Genomic DNA, 25,725 nt, shown 5'->3' on the forward strand with positions numbered 1-25,725 from the left:
CTGCCTCATCATGTTCCATCTGATATTGCTTAGGAATGTACACAGTACCCACCCTTTCAACGTGTATTTGAACCAAGCGTAAGATACAAACTGACATAAAAAAAGATACAATAACAAACAAATATACATGTCAGGAGGGGTGTTAATGAAAAATACCATTTTTACATTCAAAGATCATTCTCCTAAATACAAACAAATCTATGAGAAATTTAAATCATTTATTGAACAAGGCGATATAAAGGCGGATGAGCCATTGCCCTCCATTCGTCAACTTGCAGAATCCTTACAGGTAAGCCGTAATACAACATTAATGGCGTATGAACAACTTGTTGCTGAAGGATATATTCGTGGAGAGGGCCGAAAAGGTTATTTTGTAAATGAGTTAGAGCCTGTTTTATTTCAAGAAGCTCGCAGTTCTTCTACTCACAAGCAAACAGAGCAGGTATCACCTGTTCGTATAGATTTTCGCGCAGACGTCGTCGATCAATCGCATTTCCCTTTAAAAACGTGGCGGAGGATTTCGAATCAAGTATTAACGGCAAAGGACAGCTTTCGGTACGGGGAACCTTTTGGTGAATGGAGCTTACGTGAGCAAATCGCAGCATATTTACTCCAGTCTCGTGGAGTGAAAACAGAACCAGATGCAATCATTATCGGAAGTAGTACCCAACAAATGCTCGTCTATCTCGGTCTTGTCCTGAAACATGATTTTTCTAGCGTGATTGTGGAGGATCCTGGTTATGATGGCGCTAGGGAAGCTTTTCAATTAAATAGTTTTACACTGGAAACAGTACCCGTTTATGAGACAGGTGCTGATTTTTCACACTTGGAACGAATGAAATCACGATTGATTTACGTGGCGCCGTCCCATCACAGTCCATATGGGGTAAGCATGCCCATTCAACAGAGGCATACCCTCATCCATTGGGCAAAAAATAGGCAAGGATATGTTATCGAAGACGATTATGATAGTGAATATCGCTATACCCAGCAACCATTTCCGGCTCTCGCTTCCATCGATTCAACGAGGGTTATTTATCTCGGAAATTTCTCAAAGTGCTTTCTGCCAGGAATTCGTTTAAGTTATATGGTGTTGCCACAGCCGCTTATCAACCTTTATAAAAATCAATTCGCACATTTCGAGAGTACCACTTCATTACTTAGCCAATTCGCAATGGCGAAATTTATGGAGGAAGGGGAATGGAATCGCCATATTAAACGCATGCGCCTTGTTTATAAACGAAAAATGCAGCACTTCGTTTGTGAATTAAGGAAGCATCTCAAACAACATATTTCTATCATTGGCGAGCAGTCTGGTTTGTACTTATTAGTCAAAGTACACGTGGAGCGTTCAGAAGAGTGGCTCATTCAACAAGCGGCCATTCAGGGAGTGAAAGTCTATCCTACTTCACTCTTCTTCATTAAGAACAAAACCGATGAACCCATAATTAAACTTGGTTTCAGTAATTTATCAAGTGATGAAATCCAACGTGGTGTGAAGCTTTTAAAAAAGGCTTGGTTTTAAAATTCATCACACCATTCCATTTACATAAACATATGTTTATATACTTATAATAGGCGATAATATCGTATACTAGAAAAAGAGGAAGGATGGATTTACCACAGTGAGGGATAGGACTTACATAAGGGGGGACTGGAATGGATTGGGCTATGATATTGGAGTATGGATGGGTGCTACTTGTCCTGATTGGCCTAGAAGGGATCTTGGCGGCAGACAATGCTTTGGTGATCGCAATTATGGTGAAGCATCTGCCAGAGAAAGAGAGAAAGAAAGCTCTATTTTATGGGCTTGCCGGAGCCTTCCTGTTTCGTTTCGGTTCGCTGTTTATCATTTCTTACCTCGTGGACGTATGGCAAGTCCAGGCAATCGGGGCGGCTTACCTCCTGTTTATAGCCATACACCATATCGTGAAGAAATTTATATGGCGCAAAGATTACAATCAGGAGGCTGCCACTGAGAAGAAAGGCTCTGGATTGTGGATGACAGTACTGAAAGTAGAATTAGCGGACCTTGCTTTTGCAGTCGACGCTATCCTCGCTGCTGTTGCCTTCGCTGTGACACTTCCGGAAACGTCTTTGCCAAATGTAGGTGGATTGGATGGCGGGCAGTTTGGTGTCATTCTCGCAGGTGGGATCATCGGTTTAGTCATTATGCGATTTGCCGCCTCTTACTTTGTCGGGTTGCTGCAACGCAAACCTGGAATAGAGACAGCCGCATTTTTGATCGTCGGCTGGGTTGGCGTCAAGTTGGCCGTATACACACTGTCGCATCCTGAGCTAGGATATTTGGCAGCTGATTTTCCAAAGTCGGTAGCGTGGAAGGCAACCTTCTGGACCGTTCTTCTCTTAATCGCTGTACTGGGTTGGTTCTTATCTAAAGATAAGGAATCTTCCACCAATCATCCTGCAACTTAATATCCGATAAAACATAAAGAGGCTTCGCCCAAATCGGCGAAGCCTTTCCATCTATTATCTGCCCGCTTCCATTCTCTCCAAAGCACCATGCACAATGTTCCCTTTAAACATAACAGCAGCCCGACGAGATTTTCTCGCAATCGTTTCCGCAGAGCAGGAGCTTTCTGCAAACACGATGCTCGCCTCGTCGCCAACCATTGGCCATGCACGGTTGCCATCTTTATCGAGCGTTGTTTTTCCTCCAGTGATGAAGTACAACGATTGCACCAATGATTTCTCATCGACCCAACGGTAGCGCTCGACCAGACGGTTTAGCTTATCCAGCATATCACCTGTACCATATGGCGACCACGAATCGTAGAATCCATCGTAACCGAGTGCGACATGGACGCCTTTGGCATGAAGCATCGGAACAGGTGGCATGGCACGATTAATCGGAACTGTCGTCATGATCATCGTTCCCAGCTTGGACAATCGGTCTGCCATGTCTGAGCTTTCCTCCATCGACACATCTCCGAGCGCAAAGGCATGACTGATCGCCATACGGTTCTGCCAGCCCGCTTCCTCGGTCAGATCGAGCAGTCTTTTAATCGTATAAAAGCCGAGTGTCCCCGGATCATGCAGGTGAATATCGACATCCGCATCTGCTTCTACCGCAATGTCCATCATTTCACGCAAGGAGCCTTCCAACTCATTATCAATCCCAGCTGGGTCCAAGCCCCCAACCAGTGTAGCTCCTTCCTTCATCGCTTGTCTCATTAAGGAGCTTGCTTGTGTGCGCAGGAGCCCCTGCTGCGGGAAAGCGACGATTTCATACGTCAGACGATCACTGTACTCTTCTAGGGCTGCACGCACACCCTCCAGGTTTTTCAGGCCGATGTATGGATCGATGTTGACGTGTGTGCGCACATGTGTGGCACCGCCTTTGATATGCCACTGGAGCATTGCTTGTGCGCGCTCTTTGGTCGTCCCAGTCATCAGCGGCATTTCTTTTGCTTCGAATTCCAAGCGATCGATCAATTTTTTCGGAGGGAGGCAAGATTTCCAGGTTGCGCCCGCATACGTTTTATCTAGATGGTTATGCTTCTCGACAAAAGAGGGGAGGGCCAATAAACCTTTTGCATCTTCTTGCGGTAAAGTGGTGTCGAGTGGTTCGTTCGCCGATACGATCTCTGCGATTTTGCCATCTTCGATCTTCAAATGACAGATTTCTGAAATTGTGTGAAAGACGCCGTCGTCTCCTGTTTCAAATCCTTTATCGAGACGAACGTTGGTTAACCAAAAAGCTTGCATCACTAGAAATCAGCCCTTTCTCTATATGGTAAGTAGTGAATGAGAGTCCAGTCTAGCTGTCTATGTTAATTGTAGTGAATATTTCGAACGAGGTTGTTCATCTTTTTTACTAGTTTTTGCATGATCTTTACGTATTGCTTGGAATCTTGCCTGTTTTCGAAAAGGAGTAAAGATTGTGCAAATACATGTAAAAGTTTTGAAACAAATTTTACAGAATATTTCCTATAATAACGAGGGATACCATGGAGTGGAGAGGCCGGAATGAGAAAGAGTAGGGAGGATCATCATGAAAAAGAAAATAACCGCAAAATATGTCATCGGTTTTGACGGCGAAGATCATGTGATTATCAAAGATGGGGAAGTCGTTTACGAGAATGACACCATTGTGTATGTGGGGCACCATTTTGATGGCGAGGTAGATGAAGTGATCGATGCTGGCAATGCAGTCGTCAGTCCGGGCTTCATTGACCTGAATGCGTTGGGTGATATTGATCACGACATCGTACATCTGGAGCAAGCTTCTGCTAGAAGTAAAAACATGCTTTGGTCGGAAGACTACTACCGCCAAGGCTACCATGAGGTAATGACCCCTGAGGAAGAGGCGTTCAAATCCCTTTACGCCTACAGTCAACTGATTTTAAACGGGGTAACGACCGCGATGCCGATTACATCCGTCTTCTACAAGCGCTGGGCGGAAACGTATGAGGAGCTGGCAGCCGCAGCCGATCATGCAGGACGCTTGGGATTGCGCATGTACATGGGACCGAGCTATCAATCCGGTATGCGTGTCGTGAAGGCAAATGGAGAGATCGAAGTACTGTGGAACGAAGCAGAAGGACAAGCAGGTCTGGAGCGAGCTGTCCAATTTGTTAAAGATTTCGATGGAGCTCACAACGGACTCATCCGTGGAATGCTGGCGCCAGAGCGGATCGAGTCACAGTCTGTAGAGAACTTGATTAACACAAAGCGCTACAGCGAGGAGCTCGGATGTCCTATCCGTCTGCATGCTGCACAAGGTCTCTATGAATATACGGAAATCCATCGTCGTCACAACAAATCACCGATTCAGTTCCTGAATGAGATCGGCTTCCTCGGAAAGAAAACGGCAATTCCGCACGCACATTTCATTCCAGGCTTTAGTAAAGCGAAATTCGGAGAGGGAGACGATTTGGCGATCCTGCAAGAGACAGGTACGACCGTGATTCACTGCCCGCTTGTAGTCGGCCGCCACGGCGAGGCTCTCGAATCGTTTGCCCGTTACAAGCGTCGTGGCGTCAACATCGCGATTGGAACCGATACGTTCCCGCCTGACTTCATCCAAAACATTCGCACAGCCAGCATGCTGTCCCGTTTGGTAGAAGGTGATGTCGCAGATTCCAGCTACGCGGATATTTACCGTGCAGCGACATTGGGTGGCGCACGTTTCCTCGACAGAGATGATTTGGGCCGATTGGCACCGGGGGCTAAAGCAGATATAATTGCCATCGATCTGGATGGTTTCCACATGGGTGCGGTTGATGATCCAATCCGTACGATTATTACGTGTGGCTCAGGTCGTGATGTGAAGCTCTCCATCATCGCTGGACGCACCGTAATGAAAGACCGCCTCATGCCAGGAGTTGATCTGGAAGAGATCAAAGCAAAGGGACAGCGTTACTTTGACAAAATGCGTCTGGGCTACGTCGAGCGCGACTATCAACAGCTAGGCGAAAAAGAGCTGTTCAAGCCTTCTTTCCCAATCGTGAGCAAACCATAGCCTGAACAAATAAGAAGAAGCACAATCTGCTAGAAACGGCGGATTGTGCTTTTTTCACTTACCGGATGAACCCGCCTTCGGAATGCATAATTTGTCCGGTAATCCACTCTGCTTCGTCACTTGCCAGAAAAGCGACAAGACGCGCTGCATCCTCGGGCTGTCCAATCCGTCCAAAAGGAAATCGCTGCAAAACGGTTTGCTTGATTTCTTCGTTCATCCAGCCTGTGTCTGTGGGCCCAGGATTTACAGCGTTGACCGTAATCCCTCGCGTAGCTACTTCGGCAGCGAGTGTCGTCGTCAGGGCCTCCACGGCTCCTTTTGCTGCGGCATACGCGATCTCGCCGACCATCGCACCTTTGGATTGACCAGATGTCATGTTGATGATTCGGCCTCCGCGTTGTTGAGAGAAGCGACGTGCAAATTCCACACTGAGCATGGTGGTTGCCCGCACATTGATGGCATAATGTGCGTCCAAACTGGCTATATCCAGTGCCTCGTAGCCGTCATTTGTCGAGTAGCAAGCGTTGTTAACGAGGATGCTCGGTGCACCCAGTTGTACTGTAGCTGCGTCGAGCACCTTCTTGTAGGCATCAGGCTGTGACAGGTCAATCTCGATTCCGGCACATCTGACTCCGTAGCGTTTAATCTCTTCCTGCAAGATTGCGGGTTCATCCTTTTGAATCCCATGCGCCATGGATTGGTCATAGGCGGTCCAATACGTATGGAAAATATCGGCGCCGTGTGAGGCCAGCATTTTACAGATAGCAGCCCCAATCCCTTGAAGGCGGCTGGCTCCTGTTACGATGGCAATTTTTCCGTGCAAGCGAAGGTGTGTGGTCATACATATCCCTCCTCATTCTGTCCCTATCCATTCTTTTCGGGATACTTGTTCCTTTCATCCTGCCTACGAAGAAAAAAATCGATCACGAAAATTTTGCGAAGTTTTCGCTAAATAACCATAAATTGTAGGGGAAGGAGAAAGTTACGCTGGAAATCATGCAAAATTGTTGCTATTTTGTATATATAGGAAGTTGTTCAAATAGTGGATTTAATACTAAGGGAGATGTAGAAGATGGAGTGTCAGTTAACAATTACCCGGACAGAACAAAAAAAAGAGAAACCAGCTTCTGACAAGCTGGGGTTCGGAGTTCATTTTACCGACCATATGTTCACCTTGGATTATACAGAAGGTAAAGGATGGCATGATCCACAAATCGTCCCTTACTCTCCGCTGACATTGGACCCGGCAGCCATGGTGTTCCATTACGGGCAAGCTGTATTTGAGGGCTTGAAAGCTTATCGCAATCAAGAGGGCAAGGTTCGCTTGTTCCGTCCTGATCAAAATTTCAAGCGTATGAACCGTTCACTGGAGCGTATGAGCATGCCGTTGATCGACGAGGAATTCATGGTCGAGGCATTGAAGCAGCTGGTGGCGGTAGATAAAGAATGGATTCCAACAGAAAGCGGACAGTCTCTCTACATTCGTCCCTTCGTAATTGCGACAGAGCCATGCTTTGGTGTGCGCGCTTCGCATACGTACAAATTGGTAATCGTGCTCTCTCCAGTTGGAGCGTACTATGCAGGTGGCATGAAGCCTGTGAAAATTTACGTAGAAAACAACTACGTTCGTGCGGTAAGAGGCGGAACAGGAAACGCAAAAGTGGCAGGTAACTACGCAGGTGGTCTGAAAGCACAAGTAGAAGCAAAAGAAAAAGGCTATGAGCAAGTGCTGTGGCTCGATGGTGTAGAGAATAAATATATTGAAGAAGTAGGCAGTATGAACGTGTTCTTCAAGGTAAAAGGGGAAGTGTGGACCCCATCATTGAACGGAAGTATCCTGGAGGGTATCACGAGAGATTCGACCATCCAATTGCTCAAGGACTGGGGAATTCCAGTCGTAGAGAAGCGGATTTCCATGGAAGACCTGCATACCGCTTACGTCAACGGTGAGCTGGAAGAAGCGTTCGGTACCGGAACAGCGGCTGTTATTTCCCCAGTGGGTGATCTGAACTGGAACGGACATCAGATGATCATTAACGGTGAAAAAACAGGGGAATTGACAACGAGACTGTATGACGGGATGACAGGAATCCAGTACGGTGAGCGTGAAGACAAGTTTGGCTGGTCGGTAGAAGTGACAGAATAATCACGTCAGTAACACAAGAGGCATAGCCTTCTCTTTTTCGGAAGAGGGCTATGCCTTTTTTGATCGTGTAGGTCACCTCTTGACAAGAGTTGTGTAAAATATTACCGTTTGTGGTAATACCACGAAAATTTGTTGTAGGACCATGGGCATAGGGAGGTGACAATGACATTGGAGAAAAAAGGGGGAAAGAAAGAACGGTCGTCGGATCAAATTGAGAAGAAGTTGATCAAGGCAATTTTGACCCGAGAGTATCCTACAGGAAGTACGCTGCGGCCGGAACGGGAGTTGGCAGAGTACTACGGGGTAGGTCGGCCAACCGTTAGAGAAGCACTGCAACGCTTGGAAAGAGATGGCTGGATCACTGTACGGAAAGGACATCCGGCAATTGTCAACGATTATTGGCATCAAGGCAATCTAATGACCCTTGTCCATATCATTCAAAACCACGACGATGTTACGGATGAGTTTATTTCGTACTTGCTAGAACTGCGGATATCGTTGTCGCCTGCTTACATTCGTAACGCGGTAGCCGCTCATCAGCCGAAGGTAGTCGCATTGCTCGCCGATCTCGATCAACTGAAACCTGATGCTGATTCTTATGCAGCGTTTGACTGGGAACTGCAGAAAAACCTGACGAGGCTTTCCCCAAATCCTATCTATTTACTGATTGTAAACAGTTTTGATTCCTTTTATCTAAAAATGGCGCGGAGGTATTTTTCCATCCCGGAACACCGCGAGGCATCTTGGCACTATTACCATGAACTGTTGAACGTCGCTTTACAGGGAGATTTCATCGAAGCAGAGCGTGTAGCTAGAAAGGCAATGGAAAAAAGTTTGGAGCTGTGGAGAAACCGAACCGTGTTGGAACAAGACAAGTGAAGGAACATAAGAGGAGGGCGTTCTGTTGAAGGCAAAGTTTCTGAAAGAATTCTTTACGTTTCCAGATATCCTCATCATGAGCATTCTATTCCTGATTGGCTTGTCTTTCACTATTTCTGAATGGTACTTGTTGGAAACATGGGTGGCGCTCGTAGCGGGGATGATTGGATATGCGGCTAGCGAATACTTGATTCATCGATTTCTCTTTCACCTCAAACCGCCTCGAAATCCATTTTTTCTCCATTTGTTAAAGCGTTTACATTACGATCATCACGCCGAACCGAACAACTTGCACCTGTTGTTCTTGCCCGTGTGGTACAGCTTGCCGCTCATTGCAGGAACCGGAGCCATTTGTTATCTGCTTACTTCCGACGTGATTGTGACCAATGCCTTTGTTACGGGCGTGATAGGATTTCTGCTATTTTATGAATGGACACATTATATCGCCCATCGACCGGTTCAACCCATATCTCCATGGGGGCGCTGGATGAAAAAGCTCCATCTATGGCATCACTTCAAAAATGAACATTATTGGTACGGTGTTACCAGCCCTGTTTTTGACGTCATGCTGGGAACGTACAAGAATGAACAAGATGTTGAGAAAAGTTCAACGGTGAGGGATCTGGAAAGACGGTGGGACAAAGATGTTGAACTGTAAATAGTCTTTCGTCGCCATTATTTGTATTCGTATAAAAGAGCACATTCCAATATCTTATGCACGCCCATCCCTTTTTTTGAGGGATGGGTTTTTTCTTCCTAAGTTCTAGAAGGTATCGTTAAACCACCAAAGCTGGTGAGAAGAAAAAGCACAGGGCTCGCAGACCTTGACAAAGCCTCCCCAGTCGGAACTTCAAAAAGGGGACCAAGCTTGTCGAACACTTCTTCCTTGAGAAACTTCCGCCCGTAGGGTGGCTTTGGCTCGACGGTCCCCTTTTTGAAGTGGAGACGGACAGCCAATCCCCCATGCTGGCATGTCAGAGTCGAAGAGAACTGTGCTTTTCTTCTCCTCCACTATGTAGCTAGCTCCAATAGAGTTATTTTGAACATTCAAAAACGACATGGTAAAGAAAGTGAAAAGAAAGGTAAAGATAATGAAAAGATTAATAGTAAGAAAATTAGTAATATTTAATCATGTCATATTCTTTTCATTCTATCATCCAGAATAAGGGGGCATTCACAGTGAAGAAGAAGCACATGCTAGGATCTATTCTTGCCCTGTCTGTCTTGCTTTCCACAGTTTTGGCAGGCTGTGGTGGCAGTCAGACATCCAGTGGGACGAATTCCGCGTCCAACTCCAACCAAGCTTCGACTAGCCCCGCGTCTTCATCGGCCGCAGCGGGTGGAGGCGGTACCTTGATTATTGCGCGCTTGTCCGATGCGAATAATCTAGACCCGCATTTCAGTACCCAGATTAATTCCATGGCAGTGACGCAGCACAAGCTCTATGAAGGTCTGGTCATGCTGGATCGGAATAGTGAGTACAAACCTCTTTTGGCAAAGGAATGGAAACAAAAAGACGATGTGACCTGGGAATTTACACTGCGTGACGGTGTTACCTTTCACGACGGGGAACCCTTCAATGCAGAAGCTGTGAAAAAGACAATCGACCGTATTTTGGACAAAGACAATCCGACTCCAAAAGCAAACATGTTTGGCATGATTAAAGAAGTGAAGGTCATTGACCCACTGAAGGTAGATATTATTTTACATTATCCGTTCGCAGGGCTCTTGTCCGTACTAGCGAGTGCCGAGGGTGGCATCATCAGTCCGAAGGCGATGAAGGAATTTGGGAAAGAACTGTCCAAGAAATCAGTAGGGACGGGGCCGTTCATCTTTGAATCATGGACGCCTGGACAAGAAATCGTCATGGTGAAAAACGAGAAGTATTGGGGCAACCAACCGAAGCTGGAAAAAGTCGTTTTCAAGACCATTCCTGAGGATGCGACACGTGTAGCCATGGTGGAGACAGGTGAAGCTCATGTCGCAGAACAGCTACCGGTCACTGAACTGGAAAGGGTACAGAACTCGCAGAGCATGTCTTTAGGTCGGTTCGAATCATTCGCAGTTGACCACATCGGGATGAACGTCAAGCAGAAGCCTTTTGACGATGTTCGCGTACGTCAGGCCATCGCCCATGCGATCGATAAGGAAGCGATTATTAAAGGGGTTTACAACAATGTCGGAAAAGTAGCCATCTCGTCATTAGGACCAAAAGTCATCGGCTACAGCCCGAATATTAAAACGCCGGAATACGATTTGAACAAAGCGAAGCAATTGCTCACCGAAGCAGGCTACGCCAACGGATTCAAGGCAACCATCTATCTAAATGACAACAAGGCACGGATCAATGTGGCAGAAGTGCTGCAATCCCAGCTGAAGGGAATCGGCATCGACTTGCAGATTCAAGTGATGGAGTTCGGCGCGTATCTGGAATTGGCGGCAAAAGGTGAAGCGCAAATGTTCATCAGTGGCTGGGGCAATGCGACCGGGGATGCAGATTACAACCAGTACAACCTCTTCCACAGTACGTCAGCAGGTGTGCCAGGCAACCATTCCTTCTATAATAATCCGAAAGTAGATGCGCTGATTGAAGCGGGTCGTAAGGAAAAAGATCCAGCGAAGCGCAAGGAAATCTACGCAGAAGCGCAACAAATCGAGATGGAGGAGGTACCGTTGCTGCCATTCCGCAGCAGTGAAAACCTTGCAGCCATTGCGAAAAATGTGCAGGGAGTGTATATCAGTCCGTCTGGGTACATTGACGTGAGCCAAGTGACGATTCAATAGCAGGAGCTTGAGACCTTCTCCAACAAATGGAGAGGGTCTTTTTAGTGGTTGTTCAAAAAAGCGACTTTTGATCACGAAGTACTGCTGGAAGCTGATTCGACATCGAAAGTGGCGTTCACCTTCGAAGTCCGGTGCTTATGCAGGTTCGCTACACTCCGCGCCTCCTTCTTCAGGTTCTCGTCACTTTCTCGAAGCTGAAAAGTCGACTTTTTGAACATGTACTGTTCGCATAAAAGTAGAAAAAGTGAAAAAAAGAGTAAAGAAAGTGAAAATACAAGTAAAGAGAGTGAAAATACAATGCCAGAATAGTGGGTAAAATGAAATATGCGCGAATGGTCAAAATATTCAAGTACATCTGGCGCAAAAAACGGTCACGACCGTTTTTTTTGACCGCAAGCGGTCACATCAACATTTATGAAAAACGTCGAGACGTTTTTCACAAAACAGGGGGATAACTACATGAAAAAGACGCGCTTTTTCCAGACGCTGCTTGCCATGACCGTTGCGGTTTCTACAGCGTTGGCAGGCTGCTCACAAGCACCTGAAGCAGGAGGGAGTACCAATTCTTCAGGGCAAACCAATGCTTCTGCACCAGCCGGCAAAGAAGGCGGGACACTCGTCATCGCCCGTTTGTCTGATGCGAACAACCTTGACCCGCATTTTCTAACGCAAATCAATTCTGCTGCCATCATTCATCACAAGGTATACGAGGGTCTTGTTCGGATGGACAAAGAAAGCAAATATGTAGGCTCACTCGCTTCTGAATGGAAGCAGCTCGATGATGTGACATGGGAATTCAAGCTTCGCTCCGGTGTGACGTTCCACGATGGCACGCCATTCAATGCGGATGCTGTGAAAAAGACGATTGCTCGCGTCCAAGACCCCGCAGTAGGCTCTAACCGCGCCAATTTGTTTGAAGCCATCAAAGAAGTAAAGGTCGTGGATGATACGACGGTTCAATTCATCCTGCACTATCCATACGCACCACTCCTGTCCGTTCTCGCAAGTGCAGAAGGCGGAATTTTGTCACCAAAAGCAATTGAACAATATGGGAAAGACTTGACCAAGCATCCAACGGGAACAGGGCCTTACAAATTCGAATCATGGACACCTGGTCAAGAAGTCGTCCTAGTGAAAAACGATAGCTATTGGGGCGACAAACCGAATCTAGACAAAGTCGTCTTCAAGACCGTTCCTGAGGATACGACCAGACTCGCGATGGTCGAGACAGGAGAAGCGCATATAGCTGAGCAATTGCCAGTGACAGAAGTCGATCGGGTGAAAAATTCTCCAAGTATGGCACTTGGTCGTTACCCTGCATTCGCTAGCGATCATATCGGGATTAACAACTCGAAGAAGCCATTCGATGATGTGCGTGTTCGTCAAGCGATTGCACATGCGATCGATAAGAAAACTATCATTCAAGGGGTCTACAACGATGTCGGGACTGTTGCTCATTCTTCCATTACCCCGTCCATGGTTGGTTACAGCCCGAATGTAAAAGACTTGCCTTACGATCTGGAAAAGTCCAAAAAGCTGTTGGCGGAAGCTGGATACGCGAACGGTTTCAAAGCAACGATTTACTTAAATGATAACAAGGCACGGATTAGCTTGGCAGAAGTGCTGCAGCAACAGCTGAAACAAATCAATATCGATTTGGAAGTGAAAGTGCTAGAGTTCGGTGCTTATATTGAAGCAGCCAACAAAGGAGAAACAGAATTGTTCCTCAGTGGTTGGGGCAACGCGACAGGCGATGCAGACTACAACCAATACAATCTGTTCCACACGAAGTCGCAAGGGGCAGCTGGCAACCATGCTTTCTACAGCAATCCGGAAGTGGACAAGCTGATCGATGAGGGCCGCAAAGAGAAAGACGAAGAAAAACGGAAGCAAATCTACGAAAAAGCACAGCAAATCGAAATGGACGAAGCAGCAATGGTACCGTACCGATTCTCAGAAAACCTCGCAGCGATTCAAAAAGGTGTAGAAGGGGTTTGGATCAGCCCAGCAGGACACATTGAGATCGATGATGTAACATTGCCATAATTTTCAGCGGAAAAATGCTTCATGATCAGCATAGCTTCGCCCATTGGGAACGAGCTATGCTGATTGACTATACAAAGAAGAAGTAAATGGGGGCGAGTCTATGAAAAAACAGAAGATGCTAGGATCAATGCTGGCAGGTATCCTGGGCGTTGGCCTTGTGCTTACAGGCTGTTCATCGGGTACAGAGCAGGGTGCGGCAGGGACTCCGACTGCGAAGGAAGCTCCGGCAACAGATCAGACGCTGGTGATTGCACGGCAGTCAGACGCAAACAATCTAGACCCGCACTTTATTTCAGCGATCAATGCAGCGAGTGTAGTCCATCACAAAGTGTACGAAGGCCTCGTCCAGCGGGATGATAACATGGCATTCAAACCGATGCTAGCCACGGAATGGAAGCAGTTGGACGATGTCACCTGGGAGTTCAAGCTGCGTCAGGGAGTCAATTTCCACGATGGTACGCCGTTTAACGCCGATGCGGTGAAAGCAACATTCGCACGCGTCCTCGATGAAAAGGTGGCCTCTCCACGTGCGTCTCAGTTCAAGATGGTATCGGAAGTCAAGGTAGTGGATGATTACACCGTACATTTCAAGCTAGCCTACCCGTATTCCCCATTGCTGTCGATCCTCGCCAACCACGAAGGCAGTATCATTAGTCCAAAAGCAATTGAGCAATACGGCAAGGAGCTGAGCAAACATCCCGTCGGTACAGGGCCGTTCGTATTCGAATCGTGGACACCTGGCCAAGAGATCGTACTCGTGAAAAATGACAACTACTGGGGAGAAAAGGTAAAATTCAAGAAGGCCGTCTTCAAAGTCGTACCAGAGGACACGACACGCGTAGCCATGGTAGAGACGGGAGAGGCGCATATCGCTGAACCATTGCCAGTGACAGAAATTGACCGCGTCAGTAACTCCCCTCATATGAGCTTGTACCGGACTGAGGGCTTGGGGACAGATTTCATCGGGTTCAATACCAAGAAAAAGCCGTTTGACGACGCCCGTGTTCGCCAGGCGATCAACTATGCGATTGAGACCGATGCGATCATCAAAGGTGTGTACAACGATGTCGGAACCAAAGCGAATTCCGCAATGAGTCCGAAGGTTCTTGGATATGATGAGGCGTTAAAAGGATACGAGTTTGATCCGAACAAGGCGAAGGCCCTGTTGAAAGAAGCAGGCTATCCGGACGGCTTCAAGACAACCTTGTGGACAGGCGATCGCAAGGAGCGGATTAATGCTGCGGAAGTGATCCAGTCTCAGTTAAAGGGGATCGGCATCGAAGTAGAGGTAAAAGTGCTTGAGTATGGAGCTTATTTAGATGCAGAAGACAACGGTGAAACAGAGCTGTTCATCAGCGGCTGGGGCAATGCCACTGGCGACGCTGACTACAACCAGTACAATCTGTTCCACTCCAGTTCCTTGGGTAAAGGCGGAAATACAACGTTCTACGTGAATAAAGAAGTGGACAAGCTGATCGAAGAAGGGCGCCGCGAACAGGATACGGAAAAGCGCAAGCAAATCTATGCAAAGGCGCTGGGGATTGAAAAGCAAGAAGCACCAATCGTCCCAATCCGCAATCTTGAGCATGTCGCTGCAATCAGCAAAAACATCAAAGGCTTCTGGATCAGCCCTTCTGGGTACATGATGATCAACGGCATTACGATTGAATAACGCAAACATTTAGATAGAAAAGGATGGAGACGGAGCATGAAAGAAAGCTTGTGGATTAAAAATGCGAGTCTGGAATGTGGTTATACTGAGGCGAATGGCATCGTGACGGGAACAAAGACGGAGCGTTTTCACGTCTTGCTCACGGACGGTCGCGTGGAGAAAATCGTACCTGCTTCGTTGGATATACCCAATGGGGTATCTGTGTGGGATGCACAAGGCCTATTGATGCTTCCTTCTTTCCGGGAAATGCACATTCATTTGGACAAAACATTTTATGGAGGTCCATGGCAAGCTGTTCTTCCGGCTCCCAATCGTTTTTTTCGAATCGAACAAGAGCAGGAATTGCTGCCTCGCCAGCTTCCCGTCGCCCGTGAGCGTGCAGAAAAGCTGCTGGAGCTAGTGCAATCGCACGGTGCTACTCACGTGCGAACCCATTGCAACATTGACCCGGTCATTGGGCTGAAAAACCTGGAAGCCACTTTGGAAGCATTAACCACTTATCGTGAAAAACTTTCCTGGGAAATTGTCGCGTTTCCCCAACACGGTTTGCTGCGTAGTGATTCTGTTTCCCTCGTTCGTGAGGCGATGAAGCATGGAGCTGGCCTCGTTGGTGGTGTCGATCCTGCCACGTTCGACGATGATATCGAGAAATCTCTTGATACGATGATGGATATAGCGGTAGAAGCGAATGCGGATGTTGATCTGCACTTACACGAGCCTGGACATTTGGGTGTTTATATTATGAAAAAACTGGCTGCTATGACGAAGGATGCTGGGTGGCAAGGTCGAGTCACTGTCAGTCATGCTTACGGGCTAGGAGAGGTTCCGACTACTGTGGCAGAAGAGGTCGCGGAGCTTTTTGCAGAGCAGCGAATAGCTGTCATGTCAGCTGTGCCCATTGATATGCCGACCATCCCGATTCCATTGCTTCACGCTAACGGCGTCCATGTTGGATTGGGCAATGACAACATCACCGATCACTGGGACCCATTTGGAACAGGAGATATGCTACAAAAAGCAAACCGACTGGCTGAACGGTTCCGTTGGATCGATGAGCGATCTCTATCGCGAGCACTGGGATTCGTTACAGGTGGCGTGACTCCACTGGACCAAGCTGGGAATCTGGTTTGGCCGAAAGTCGGAGACGAGGCAAATGCGGTTTTCGTCCGTGCCAAATGCGCCGCCGAGGCTGTGGCTAGACTCTCTCCGAAGGAAGCGGTGGTTTTCTCCGGCAAGATGGTTTGGCAGAAACAATAAAGAGTAGGAAATGTGATCCGATCTTCTTTAAGGAGGTCGGATTTTTTGTTTATAAAAGTGGCCGTAGTGATAGAAGAAGTGCATTTCCAGTCTACGCTTCGGCCTCCGCCCCGCAAGGGGGATTGACTGCTCGCTTCGGAATGAATGGCGGGAGCGCTTCAAACGTAGACAATTTCAAGGAAGTATCTCATAAGTGAAGCTGAAATTCCCCGCCATTCATTCCTACGCTGGGGCGGGCTCCAGAGGCGCTTGGACTGGAAATGCACTTCTTCCGGCGTTGCTTTGATCAATTACTTGAAGTCTAATCAAAAAGATTACTTAGATAATCATAAATGATTTTTATATCAACCCCATTCATTAGAATGCTAAAAAAGGACAATCATGAAGAACCTTCAATCATTGTCATATCTTTTCCATCTGTACGAAATTAAATAAAAGTAAAAATATTATAAATTGATGTAAAGATGCTAAAAGGTTCGGTTAAAAATCTACCGTATAATGCAAATAAGAAATACATTCAGAATTTTCGACAGTATTCTACAGGGGGTAGACACAAATGAAGAAAACGCGCATGGTCGGTTCCTTGTTGGCTCTGACATTGACGGTTAGTGTTGCGCTGACTGGATGTGGTGGTGCGAGCTCGGAGCAATCCGGTTCGACGAATACAACTGCAGCAGAAGCTCCGAAAGAAGGGGGAACCCTGATTGTAGCTCGCAAGGCAGACGCCAACAATCTGGACCCGCATTTCATCTCCAATATTCCTTCGGCAAACTATGTGTATGGAAAAGTGTATGAGAGCTTGGTGTCGCGTGATAAAAACGGAGAGTACAAGCCTACGCTTGCTACTGAATGGAAACAGCTCGACGACTTAACATGGGAGTTTAAGCTCCGTGAGGGCGTTACTTTCCACGACGGTACACCGTTTACAGCAGACGCTGTGAAAAAGACGTTCGAACGTGTACTCGATCCAAAGGTTGCATCACCGCGTGCATCCAACTTCTCCATGATCAAAGAAATCAAGATTGTGGATGACAAGACTGTACATTTCGTGCTGGAGTATCCTTTTGCACCGCTGCTCTCTATCTTGGCTAGCTCAGAAGGAAGTATCATCAGCCCGAAAGCAATCGCAGAGCATTCCGATACATTGGCGAAGAAGCCTGTAGGAACCGGACCTTTCAAATTTTCATCGTGGGCACCGGGCCAAGATATGAAACTCGCAAAGAATGATACCTACTGGGGTGAAAAGCCAAAGGTAGATGAAGTATTGTACAAGGTTGTTCCGGAAGATACGACTCGTGTAGCGATGATCGAAGCAGGCGAAGCACACATCGGCGACCAGCTTCCAGTGACGGAAGTAGAGCGTGCTCAGGCATCTCCTGGCATGAACATGGTGCGTGCAGAAGGCTTGGGTGTGGATTATATCGGCTTTAACGTGCAGAAGAAGCCATTTGATGATGTACGCGTACGTCAAGCTGTCGCGCATGCTATCGAAAAGCAAGCTATTGTACAAGGGGTATACAACAATGTAGGAACACAAGCTGTTTCCTCGATGTCGCCAAAAGTAATCGGCTTCAACCCGAATCTCCAGGATTACTCGTATGACGTCAATGCAGCTAAAGCACTGCTCGCAGAAGCAGGTTACCCGAACGGCTTCAAGACATCCATCGTGACAGATGACCGTAAAGAGCGCATGAACGTAGCAGAAGTCATCCAGTCACAGTTGAAAGGCATCGGCATTGATTTGGAGATCAAAGTAATGGAATACGGTGCGTATCTGGAGCATACAGACAATGGTGAGCATGCGATGTTCATCGGGGGCTGGGGCAATGCAACAGGCGATGGCGACTACAACCAGTACAACGTCTTCCACAGCACTTCGAAAGGCAGCGCAGGAAACATGGCGTTCTACAACAACCCAGAGGTAGACAAGCTGATCGAAGAAGGACGTCGCGAAAAAGATGCGCAAAAACGCAATGAAATTTACGCAAAGCTGCAAGAAATCGAGCTGAAGGAAGTACCGATCCTTCCAATTCGCACGATTGACCATGTGGCGGTTACATCAAAAAATGTAAATGGCTTCTGGCTGAGCCCTGTTGGCTACTTGATGCTGGATGAAGTATCGATCAACTAATGGTGATAGAAGGGATGGCGTTTGTCGCTGTCCCTTCTTTCGTTAATAGAGAGGAATTCACGATCTGGACCGGGAATGTAACTTGGGGAAAAGAAATGCGCAAGAGACAAATCATGGGGTGGAAAACATGCAGGAAGAGCAGCTAGACATATTTGACGAAGCCGGACAGCACATCGGGGTTGAAGCGCGTAGCGAAGTACACCGCTTGGGGCTGTGGCACCAAACCTTTCACTGCTGGATTTATCACGTAGTAGATGAACAGATCGAATTGTTGTTCCAAAAAAGACATCCACAAAAGGATACTTGTCCGAACTTGCTCGACATTACCTCTGCCGGTCATCTTCTCGCTTCGGAACAGCCATGTGACGGCGTGCGGGAATTGGAGGAGGAGCTGGGCTTGTCCGTGGGCTTTGAGGAATTGGACAAGCTAGGCGTGATTCGTGATGTAACGGTTGCACCCTCCATCATTGATAAGGAAATGTGCCATACCTTTTTGTATGAATGCGATCAACCCTTACATGCGTACCGTGTACAGGAAGAAGAAGTCACAGGGTTGTTTTGGGTCAGTCTGCAAGAGCTAGAGCAGTTGTTTGCGGACGAGATCGGGCAGATGACGGTGAATGGATTTTTGCTAACGGAAAATGGTGAACAAAAAGATACAGCGATGATCGCGACCAAAGCTGACTTCGTACCGCATGAAGTGCATTATTACCAGCAGGTGTTTGCGGCAGTGAAGCTACGCGCAGCTAATCGATAACCCTGATCGGAAAAACAATGCCTCGCTTGTCATCGACAAGACGAGGTTTTTCGTTGGGTAAGAAAGATTGGCGAAAATACGTTCTCTAATGTGATATACTAGACAATGCTTTTTCACTGCTCGCAATCATGCGTAGATAGAGAGAGGAGATCGAGATGAGACTACAGATTATGATTGCCCTAATGCTCTCGACATTCCTTGCTGCGATGGAAGGAACGATTGTGAGTACAGCCGTACCACGTATTACGAGTGATTTGGCAGGCTTTGAACAGGTGAGCTGGGTATACGCCATCTACATGCTTGCCACTGCCGTATCTGCTCCCATTTACGGCAAGCTGGCTGATTTATTTGGCCGAAAAAACGTATTGTTAATCGGGATCGGTATCTTTTTGTTAGGTTCCACGCTCTGTGGAGTGGCGACGTCGATGTGGCAGCTCATTGTTTTCCGTGCCATTCAAGGCTTGGGTGCAGGTTCAGTCATGCCGATTACGATGACCATCATCGGAGATTTGTACACCGAGCAGACTGCCAGAGCAAAAGCGCAGGGCTGGATTAGTGCTGTATGGGGACTTTCCGGTGTGGCAGGTCCGTTGGTCGGAGGATTTTTGGTCGATACACTGACGTGGCGTTATATCTTTTTTCTTAACTTGCCTTTTGGCCTCGTATCGTTTTTCATGCTCGTCTTTTTGTACAAGGAAAAGCTTGCCGTCAAAGAAAAGCGCCATATCGATTATCCGGGTGCGCTTATTTTTTCGGTCGGGACCATCGCCTTGTTGTATGCCTTGTTAACAGGTAGCCAGAATCAATCATGGACTAGTCCAGTGACGATTTCCTTGATCGTATTTGCTTTAGTAACCTATCTAATGTTTGTAGCGGTGGAGAAGAAATCGCCTGAGCCGCTGATTCCGCTTTCGCTTTTTACCAATCGAAACGTGACCATGATTAATTTGCTGACACTCTTGACCAATGGAATTGTCATCAGCATGGTGGTTTACTTGCCGATCTGGAGCCAGGGAGTCCTGGGAGAAAGTGCGACAATGGCTGGCTTTGTCCTGACACCGATGCCGGTTTGCTGGACGATCGGCTCTATTCTTGCCGGGAACTTGTTAGGCAAGCTGCGAGCTGAACAGTTGTTTGTCGCAGGAACAGCCGTTCTGACGGTAGCGACAACATTGTTAAGCTTTCTGTCCGCTCAGTCAGTGGGATACCTCATTTATGTGGCTGTAGGCTTAATTGGTTTGGGAATGGGGCTCATTTCTCCGATCATCATGGTGAAAATTCAATCATCCGTTGCAGTCGACAAGAGGGGGACAGCGGTTGCCCTCAATACGTTCACGGGTACTTTTAGCCAAACCTTCGGGGCAGCTGTATTCGGAATGTTGTTCAACATGGTGACTGTAGCAAGTGGTCATACGAATTTAGGGGCCACGTTTGAACATGGATCGATTCCAGTGGCACAGCTGGCACAGATCCGAGACTTGTTGGCTAGTGGTGTTCATGTAGTCTTCACAGGCACCTTAGTGCTTGCGATAGCCAGCTTTGTTCTGACGCTTGTGATCGCAAAAGGAAACCGAGTCAAACAGACACACTAAATTCAAAGACGTCCGCCGAGTGCGGGCGTTTTTCAAATAATTGGTTACCATTTTCCAAAAAATACAAACTACATATTGCCAGTTGCTACAATCATCGATACTATTTTCCTAGATGCCCAATTTCTTGCGGACAGGAGTGGATGGGACGATGGAGGAGATTCGACCGATTTCCATTGACGATATCGATGAGGTCGTTAGGATTGCAGCGATGAGCTACCCTGGAAGCAACATACTGGGTGCAGAGAGCAGACAGCGATTTGCCGAACGCGTAAGGGAGACGATCAAGAACGACCCACACGTCAGCTACCACGGATGCTACCGTAATGGACGACTGGTGGGAATTATGAAATGGTACGATTTCCCTATGAATGTTCACGGTACACCGCTTTTGACTGGCGGGATTGGTCTGGTCGCCGTAGACCTTTTGCATAAAAAGGAAAAAGTGGCCATGTCGATGCTGCAAGGTTTTCTTTCCAGCTATCGGGAGCGGGGAATCTCACTGCTCTCTCTCTATCCGTTTCGTGTTGATTTTTACAAGCAAATGGGTTTTGGAATAGGGACCAAGGTTCACCAATACAAGTTCAAGGCGTCCAGTCTGCCGTTTGTAGGCAAGGACAAAATCGTCTATATAGGAAAAGAGGACAAAGAAGAACTGTCTGCTTGCTATCATCGAATAGCCCGTCAAACGCATGGCATGATCAAGCGAACAGATCGGGACTGGGACAGACTCCTGGATGTTCCTGAAATGATTATCGTCGGCTTCAAAAAGGAAGGAAGGCTGGGAGGCTATCTCGCTTTCCAGTTCCAGAGCGCCCATGAAAAAAACAAACTCTTCAACAACATAGAAGTAAGAGAGCTTCAGTATGAGAACCGCGAAGCACTCGCGCAATTGCTCTCTTTCCTGCGTAGTCAGGCCGATCAGATTCAACGGATTGAGTTCACGACGCCGGACGAAGATTTTCACTTGTTGTTGTCTGATCCGGGCAATGGAACGGATACAACGTTGTGGAGCATTTATCATGAGAGTCATGCATCTGGAGTCGGTCTGATGTATCGGATCATTGATGTGCCGGGATTTTTCCGTCAGCTGTCCCACCACCATTTTGGTTCCGAAACGGTAAATGTAAAGCTGACGATCCGCGATTCGTTTCTGCCTGAGAACGCAGGGACATGGCTCATCAAGTTTGCGGATGGACGTCCGGAACTAGGGGAGGCAGTGGAGCCTGACGTTTCGGTGCAGCTAGATATTTCGGATTTTTCTTCACTCGTGATGGGGGTAGTAACTGCCCGCAGGCTGTATCAATACGGCCAATTGGAGCTGGATGCTCCAGAAAAGCTTCCGATTTTGGATAGGCTGTTTGCTGTTCCCGAGAAGCCGCGATGTGTAACTACCTTCTAAAAAAGAAGGTTTGTCACGTTTTTGACACATTTGGTTATCTTATTTTGTTTCCTCCCATATGTTGTTAGTAAATGGGAGGAGGCAGGTTTTATGATCTTTCTTACACTGGTTATCTTTTTTGCGTTTCTTTTGATTGTTTGGGTGGTCGTTAGACTCCTCTTCCGGCTGGAAAAGCATGATTCCATCACACATGATGAGAGAGAATTATGGAATCGCTTTCAGGTGAAAGAGCAGGAGATCAAATACCGAAAGCCCAAAAAATAAAAAGAAAGGCGCCAAGGTGACAGGCGCTCTTTCTTTTGCGTGTTACCCACTATGAGAAGAGAAAGAAGGAGAAGACAATGCCAGGTAGATCAGAGGGGCATCAACGTGAATTTTTTCGCTTACGTCTAGAATACGCCCTCTGTGCAGACATGACTATTGTGCTGATCAAAGGGAAAACCATGGAGATTGGGAGCACACAGGTATTGATCGAGGATATCGGAGCAGGTGGACTTCGATTTCTCTCTCATCTCAAAATGCCAGCCAATGACCAGCTCGTTCTGCAGTTTGCGACGGAATTGTGCGGACAGGCTCTGAAAATGTACGGCCACGTCGTTCGCACGATTCCGTGGGAAACGGACTATTACGAATACGCCGTACGGTTTACAATGGAAGAGGAACAACATCTGGAGATCAATCGGTTGGTAAACCGCTTGGCGATCCGCTATCGGCAAAACCGGACATCAACAGAGGGCCGTTTCTATAAAGGTGATCGCCTGGCATTTTTAAAAGAGCTGTCCCAAGCAAGTCTTGCGATGCGAGCCAGTGAAGCATAGACAAAAAGGCTTTCTGTTGTGCGAGTACACAACAGGGAGCTTTTTTGTTTGACACAAAGCAAACATAATGATAAGTTATCTATAATAAATCAAACGATTAAAGGTTGTGTTTATATATGAGTCTTCATGATGCATTTTGGAGCGCTTCCCTTCAAGAATGGAAGCAAGGTTACATCGAACAAGACGAACATTATATGTGTTTGCTCTGTGGGGAACAGGTAGAGAAAGGAATTATTTATCCAGTGGAGGGTGCCCTGTACGAAGCGTCCCGCTTTATGCGCCATCATATCGAGACTGTGCACGGTTCTGTCTTTACTCATTTGAGCCAGTTGGATAAACGATTGACGGGCTTGTCTGATCATCAGGTTAATTTGCTTCGCCTCTTTTATCAGGGCAAGACAGACGCCGAGGTTCAACATGAAATGGGGATCGGCAGTGCATCGACGATCCGTAACCACCGCTTTGCACTCAAGGAAAAAGAACGTCAGGCCAAGGTGTTGCTGGTCATGATGGAGTTATTGCATGAAGCGGATAAACATCAATCGTCCAACGATGCCAAATCAAGCAAGCAAAAGAATATCTCGAAAGAAGACGAAGCCGAAGAGTATGCCGCGATTGTAAAGAGACTCTTGCCGAATGGACTATCAGGTCGATTAGAGCGATTCCCGCGCAAGCAAAAGCATAAACTCATCTTACTCGAAGAGATTTCCAAAAAATTCGAGCTCGATCGTTTCTACACTGAGCGGGAAGTGAATGAGATTTTGGAAGGTCTCTACGATGATTATGTGACCTTGCGGAGATATTTAGTCGATGTTGGGTTGATGGATAGACAGGCAGACGGCAGTCAATATTGGCGGATCGCTGTGGAAAATGAAGAAGTGGAACGGGGGGCGCAACAGATGAATCGCAAACAAGAGCTCAAGCAGATGTACAAGGAAGTAGAAACCGATGCAGGCGTTTATCAAATTAAGAACAAGCAAAATGACAAAGTGTTTATCGCCAGCACGAATAACCTAAAAACGATCAACGGTAGAAAGTTCATGCTTCAGCATGGCTCGCATCCTAATCGTGAGCTGCAAAAAGACTGGGATAAATACGGTCCGGACGCTTTTGACATCGAAGTACTAGAGAAGGTTGAGAAGAAAGACCATCCGTATTTTGATGGGAAGGATGTACTGGAAAAACTCGAAGATAAATGGATGAAAAAGCTGGCGCCATATGGGGATCGAGGCTATCACGTACAAAAAGATCCGTCCTAGTCTTGTCGATCATCCAGCATGCGGAAGCGCTCCAAGTGATCCCACAAGCCTTCCTTTTGCAAGATCTGGAATTGTTTTTCGCCAAGTAAATCAAAATGTGGGAAGGGTGCACGGTTATGAATGTAGACAGGATCGAGTCCATTGGCAAGGCACCAGTCTGTCAGTAATGAATAATTGGCACAGCCCACTTTTGTAACGGTTTTGATGCCGGGAAACCGTGAGTCTAGCCAATAGTGGGTGAGAAACGCCAATTCGCCTCGACTAACGGCTTGCTTCCAACGGTTCAGTTCGTCTCGTGTAATCCCAAATGCCACTCTTCTTCATCCTTTGCAAAGCGGTCGTGTTTCTCACTCATTAATAGCATGGAATTGTATAAACGTCAAAAAGACAGTTCTCCTCGGGGGCACTTCACCGTTGGAAACTGTCTTTTTGTGTTTGGTTGCTTACCGAACTCCTGTTGGAAGCTGAGGCGGAATGTAATTCAACTCTTCATCCGCGGTGATGTAATCCGTGTGGACCATGAGGAGCAAATAGCGTTTGCCGGTTTGCGGATCGCTGAGAATGATGTGGTCGCGGCCAGCTGTTTCGAGGACGCCACGGAAAATTTTGGCGTTCCATTGGCTGTTGTTTTCAAACGTTTGGTACACCGTAATGACTTTGCCGCGATTCAGGCGAAGGATGTTTTCGATGTACGATTCTTCTAGCACTTGCCCAGGAGTAATGGGCGTTCCCGGAATCCAGGCTCCGCTTGGCTGCATCGGAACCAGTTGAGGTTGCTGCTGCTGAATCATCTGCTGCTGTTGTTGAGGCATGCCGTATGGATACTGTGCGGATGGGTACATGTCGTAGCCGTATTGTTGTTGAGGGAAACCAGTGTAAGGCATTTGTTGACTCATGATGAACTCGCTCCTTTATCTATCTAATCCTTTTAGTAGACGCGTGGACAATCTGCTGGTGTTGGAACGAAGAAGCAGTGTGCCTTATAGCGACCGGAGTTTTGTTGATCCCACCAGGTAGCTGGACAGTTTCCGGCAGGACGGTAAAACCACAATGCGTTGCTCGCAGGGCGGGTTTTCTCTCCGTTGACTGCGCGCTGTGCCAGTCGTCTGTCTTTTTCCCTGGCCCGTTGATAGAAATACGGCTTCTGGATCGCTTCGAATCCTCCCGGAGATTGATAGACCATGTCACGCATGCTGCGAATGTTTTTGAAGTCAAGGCAGTTACCTAAAATCCGATTTACCCCAACGTTGCCAACCATCAGCATGCCCAACTCACCTTCACCCTCAGCCTCGGCCCGAATCAGTCTGGCAAGCATATCGACATCACTGGAGTTCGCTTTGATGACGGCCATTGCTTCACCTCCTTCCACAAAAATCACAATAACAATATATGGGCGAATAATAGATTGGTGATTGGCCCAATAAATTTTTCATCAAGTTGACGTTGACGTAAACGGAAGTTACAATCATTTTATTCGGTAAATTGTGAATTTTATAAAAG

Annotated in this window: 22 protein-coding genes; 17 read left to right on the forward strand and 5 right to left on the reverse strand. The window is 47.2% G+C overall.

Going from position 1 to position 25,725, the window contains the following annotated elements:
• Positions 1-145 precede the first annotated feature (145 nt).
• Both ACQ5DJ_RS13735 and ACQ5DJ_RS13740 read left to right on the forward strand, forming a co-directional pair.
• Entirely contained in the window at positions 146-1,525 is a 1,380-nt protein-coding gene (locus tag ACQ5DJ_RS13735; RefSeq protein ID WP_429842960.1) for a PLP-dependent aminotransferase family protein, read from the forward strand.
• A gap of 134 nt (positions 1,526-1,659) precedes the next feature.
• Complete coding sequence (locus ACQ5DJ_RS13740; protein ID WP_429842961.1) at positions 1,660-2,436, forward strand: TerC family protein; 777 nt, start codon at positions 1,660-1,662, stop codon at positions 2,434-2,436.
• A 54-nt stretch (positions 2,437-2,490) separates the two neighbouring features.
• Here the strand turns inward: ACQ5DJ_RS13740 and ACQ5DJ_RS13745 are convergent, their stop codons facing one another.
• On the reverse strand, positions 2,491-3,732 hold the full coding sequence (locus tag ACQ5DJ_RS13745) for an amidohydrolase family protein (RefSeq protein ID WP_429842962.1): 1,242 nt from the start codon (positions 3,730-3,732) through the stop codon (positions 2,491-2,493).
• Positions 3,733-4,015: 283 nt separating this feature from the next.
• Here ACQ5DJ_RS13745 and ACQ5DJ_RS13750 point away from each other — a divergent pair, with 283 nt between their 5' ends.
• Positions 4,016-5,485: an amidohydrolase family protein gene (locus ACQ5DJ_RS13750; RefSeq protein WP_429842963.1), complete on the forward strand. Its 1,470-nt coding sequence runs from the start codon at positions 4,016-4,018 to the stop codon at positions 5,483-5,485.
• A gap of 58 nt (positions 5,486-5,543) precedes the next feature.
• Here ACQ5DJ_RS13750 and ACQ5DJ_RS13755 read toward each other — a convergent pair whose 3' ends face one another.
• Positions 5,544-6,326: an SDR family oxidoreductase gene (locus ACQ5DJ_RS13755; RefSeq protein ID WP_429842964.1), complete on the reverse strand. Its 783-nt coding sequence runs from the start codon at positions 6,324-6,326 to the stop codon at positions 5,544-5,546.
• A 231-nt stretch (positions 6,327-6,557) separates the two neighbouring features.
• Here ACQ5DJ_RS13755 and ACQ5DJ_RS13760 point away from each other — a divergent pair, with 231 nt between their 5' ends.
• The 14 genes from ACQ5DJ_RS13760 (at position 6,558) to ACQ5DJ_RS13825 (ending at position 24,225) form a co-directional block, all read left to right on the forward strand.
• Positions 6,558-7,631 (forward strand): branched-chain amino acid aminotransferase, encoded by a 1,074-nt coding sequence (locus ACQ5DJ_RS13760; RefSeq protein ID WP_429842965.1) that lies wholly within the window; start codon positions 6,558-6,560, stop codon positions 7,629-7,631.
• 162 nt (positions 7,632-7,793) lie between these two features.
• Positions 7,794-8,510 (forward strand): GntR family transcriptional regulator, encoded by a 717-nt coding sequence (locus ACQ5DJ_RS13765; RefSeq protein ID WP_429842966.1) that lies wholly within the window; start codon positions 7,794-7,796, stop codon positions 8,508-8,510.
• Between the two features lie 25 nt (positions 8,511-8,535).
• On the forward strand, positions 8,536-9,168 hold the full coding sequence (locus ACQ5DJ_RS13770) for a sterol desaturase family protein (RefSeq protein ID WP_429842967.1): 633 nt from the start codon (positions 8,536-8,538) through the stop codon (positions 9,166-9,168).
• A gap of 521 nt (positions 9,169-9,689) precedes the next feature.
• Positions 9,690-11,294: an ABC transporter substrate-binding protein gene (locus ACQ5DJ_RS13775; RefSeq protein ID WP_429842968.1), complete on the forward strand. Its 1,605-nt coding sequence runs from the start codon at positions 9,690-9,692 to the stop codon at positions 11,292-11,294.
• Between the two features lie 459 nt (positions 11,295-11,753).
• A complete protein-coding gene (locus ACQ5DJ_RS13780) occupies positions 11,754-13,340 on the forward strand; it encodes a glutathione ABC transporter substrate-binding protein (RefSeq protein WP_429842969.1) in 1,587 nt (528 codons plus the stop codon).
• 100 nt (positions 13,341-13,440) lie between these two features.
• Positions 13,441-15,012: a glutathione ABC transporter substrate-binding protein gene (locus tag ACQ5DJ_RS13785; protein ID WP_429842970.1), complete on the forward strand. Its 1,572-nt coding sequence runs from the start codon at positions 13,441-13,443 to the stop codon at positions 15,010-15,012.
• Between the two features lie 36 nt (positions 15,013-15,048).
• Positions 15,049-16,269: an amidohydrolase family protein gene (locus ACQ5DJ_RS13790; RefSeq protein ID WP_429842971.1), complete on the forward strand. Its 1,221-nt coding sequence runs from the start codon at positions 15,049-15,051 to the stop codon at positions 16,267-16,269.
• A 556-nt stretch (positions 16,270-16,825) separates the two neighbouring features.
• On the forward strand, positions 16,826-18,400 hold the full coding sequence (locus ACQ5DJ_RS13795; RefSeq protein ID WP_429842972.1) for an ABC transporter substrate-binding protein: 1,575 nt from the start codon (positions 16,826-16,828) through the stop codon (positions 18,398-18,400).
• 127 nt (positions 18,401-18,527) lie between these two features.
• On the forward strand, positions 18,528-19,157 hold the full coding sequence (locus ACQ5DJ_RS13800; RefSeq protein ID WP_429842973.1) for an NUDIX hydrolase: 630 nt from the start codon (positions 18,528-18,530) through the stop codon (positions 19,155-19,157).
• 155 nt (positions 19,158-19,312) lie between these two features.
• The gene (locus tag ACQ5DJ_RS13805; protein WP_429842974.1) at positions 19,313-20,749 is read left to right on the forward strand and encodes an MDR family MFS transporter; all 1,437 of its coding nucleotides are present in this window, start codon (positions 19,313-19,315) and stop codon (positions 20,747-20,749) included.
• A 148-nt stretch (positions 20,750-20,897) separates the two neighbouring features.
• Entirely contained in the window at positions 20,898-22,148 is a 1,251-nt protein-coding gene (locus tag ACQ5DJ_RS13810; protein ID WP_429842975.1) for a GNAT family N-acetyltransferase, read from the forward strand.
• A 90-nt stretch (positions 22,149-22,238) separates the two neighbouring features.
• Positions 22,239-22,412, forward strand: coding sequence for a hypothetical protein (locus ACQ5DJ_RS13815; protein WP_007728597.1), 174 nt, complete (start codon positions 22,239-22,241; stop codon positions 22,410-22,412).
• 77 nt (positions 22,413-22,489) lie between these two features.
• Entirely contained in the window at positions 22,490-22,966 is a 477-nt protein-coding gene (locus ACQ5DJ_RS13820) for a PilZ domain-containing protein (RefSeq protein ID WP_144616966.1), read from the forward strand.
• A 116-nt stretch (positions 22,967-23,082) separates the two neighbouring features.
• Positions 23,083-24,225: a DUF2087 domain-containing protein gene (locus ACQ5DJ_RS13825; RefSeq protein WP_429842976.1), complete on the forward strand. Its 1,143-nt coding sequence runs from the start codon at positions 23,083-23,085 to the stop codon at positions 24,223-24,225.
• Here the strand turns inward: ACQ5DJ_RS13825 and ACQ5DJ_RS13830 are convergent.
• From ACQ5DJ_RS13830 to ACQ5DJ_RS13840, 3 genes are all read right to left on the reverse strand, one after another.
• Complete coding sequence (locus ACQ5DJ_RS13830; RefSeq protein ID WP_429842977.1) at positions 24,222-24,539, reverse strand: hypothetical protein; 318 nt, start codon at positions 24,537-24,539, stop codon at positions 24,222-24,224. The two genes, ACQ5DJ_RS13825 and ACQ5DJ_RS13830, sit on opposite strands and share 4 nt — an antisense overlap.
• Positions 24,540-24,668: 129 nt before the next feature.
• The gene (gene gerQ, locus ACQ5DJ_RS13835) at positions 24,669-25,121 is read right to left on the reverse strand and encodes a spore coat protein GerQ (protein WP_376897849.1); all 453 of its coding nucleotides are present in this window, start codon (positions 25,119-25,121) and stop codon (positions 24,669-24,671) included.
• A 32-nt stretch (positions 25,122-25,153) separates the two neighbouring features.
• Positions 25,154-25,576, reverse strand: coding sequence for a cell wall hydrolase (locus ACQ5DJ_RS13840; RefSeq protein WP_429842978.1), 423 nt, complete (start codon positions 25,574-25,576; stop codon positions 25,154-25,156).
• Between the last annotated feature and the right edge of the window lie 149 nt (positions 25,577-25,725).

The organism is Brevibacillus sp. FIR094, assembly GCF_050477165.1.
Classification (GTDB): Bacteria; Bacillota; Bacilli; order Brevibacillales; family Brevibacillaceae; genus Brevibacillus.

What these genes read in the sequence shown, in the direction of transcription:
- ACQ5DJ_RS13820 (WP_144616966.1), top strand. Translation starts at nt 22,490, where the DNA reads ATGCCAGGTAGATCAGAGGGGCATCAACGTGAATTTTTTCGCTTACGT.
- ACQ5DJ_RS13790 (WP_429842971.1), top strand. Translation starts at nt 15,049, where the DNA reads ATGAAAGAAAGCTTGTGGATTAAAAATGCGAGTCTGGAATGTGGTTAT.
- ACQ5DJ_RS13735 (WP_429842960.1), top strand. Translation starts at nt 146, where the DNA reads ATGAAAAATACCATTTTTACATTCAAAGATCATTCTCCTAAATACAAA.
- ACQ5DJ_RS13785 (WP_429842970.1), top strand. Translation starts at nt 13,441, where the DNA reads ATGAAAAAACAGAAGATGCTAGGATCAATGCTGGCAGGTATCCTGGGC.
- ACQ5DJ_RS13810 (WP_429842975.1), top strand. Translation starts at nt 20,898, where the DNA reads ATGGAGGAGATTCGACCGATTTCCATTGACGATATCGATGAGGTCGTT.
- ACQ5DJ_RS13765 (WP_429842966.1), top strand. Translation starts at nt 7,794, where the DNA reads ATGACATTGGAGAAAAAAGGGGGAAAGAAAGAACGGTCGTCGGATCAA.
- ACQ5DJ_RS13780 (WP_429842969.1), top strand. Translation starts at nt 11,754, where the DNA reads ATGAAAAAGACGCGCTTTTTCCAGACGCTGCTTGCCATGACCGTTGCG.
- ACQ5DJ_RS13740 (WP_429842961.1), top strand. Translation starts at nt 1,660, where the DNA reads ATGGATTGGGCTATGATATTGGAGTATGGATGGGTGCTACTTGTCCTG.
- ACQ5DJ_RS13795 (WP_429842972.1), top strand. Translation starts at nt 16,826, where the DNA reads ATGAAGAAAACGCGCATGGTCGGTTCCTTGTTGGCTCTGACATTGACG.
- ACQ5DJ_RS13815 (WP_007728597.1), top strand. Translation starts at nt 22,239, where the DNA reads ATGATCTTTCTTACACTGGTTATCTTTTTTGCGTTTCTTTTGATTGTT.
- gerQ (WP_376897849.1), bottom strand. Translation starts at nt 25,121, where the DNA reads ATGAGTCAACAAATGCCTTACACTGGTTTCCCTCAACAACAATACGGC.
- ACQ5DJ_RS13760 (WP_429842965.1), top strand. Translation starts at nt 6,558, where the DNA reads ATGGAGTGTCAGTTAACAATTACCCGGACAGAACAAAAAAAAGAGAAA.
- ACQ5DJ_RS13805 (WP_429842974.1), top strand. Translation starts at nt 19,313, where the DNA reads ATGAGACTACAGATTATGATTGCCCTAATGCTCTCGACATTCCTTGCT.
- ACQ5DJ_RS13840 (WP_429842978.1), bottom strand. Translation starts at nt 25,576, where the DNA reads ATGGCCGTCATCAAAGCGAACTCCAGTGATGTCGATATGCTTGCCAGA.
- ACQ5DJ_RS13750 (WP_429842963.1), top strand. Translation starts at nt 4,016, where the DNA reads ATGAAAAAGAAAATAACCGCAAAATATGTCATCGGTTTTGACGGCGAA.
- ACQ5DJ_RS13825 (WP_429842976.1), top strand. Translation starts at nt 23,083, where the DNA reads ATGAGTCTTCATGATGCATTTTGGAGCGCTTCCCTTCAAGAATGGAAG.
- ACQ5DJ_RS13800 (WP_429842973.1), top strand. Translation starts at nt 18,528, where the DNA reads ATGCAGGAAGAGCAGCTAGACATATTTGACGAAGCCGGACAGCACATC.
- ACQ5DJ_RS13755 (WP_429842964.1), bottom strand. Translation starts at nt 6,326, where the DNA reads ATGACCACACACCTTCGCTTGCACGGAAAAATTGCCATCGTAACAGGA.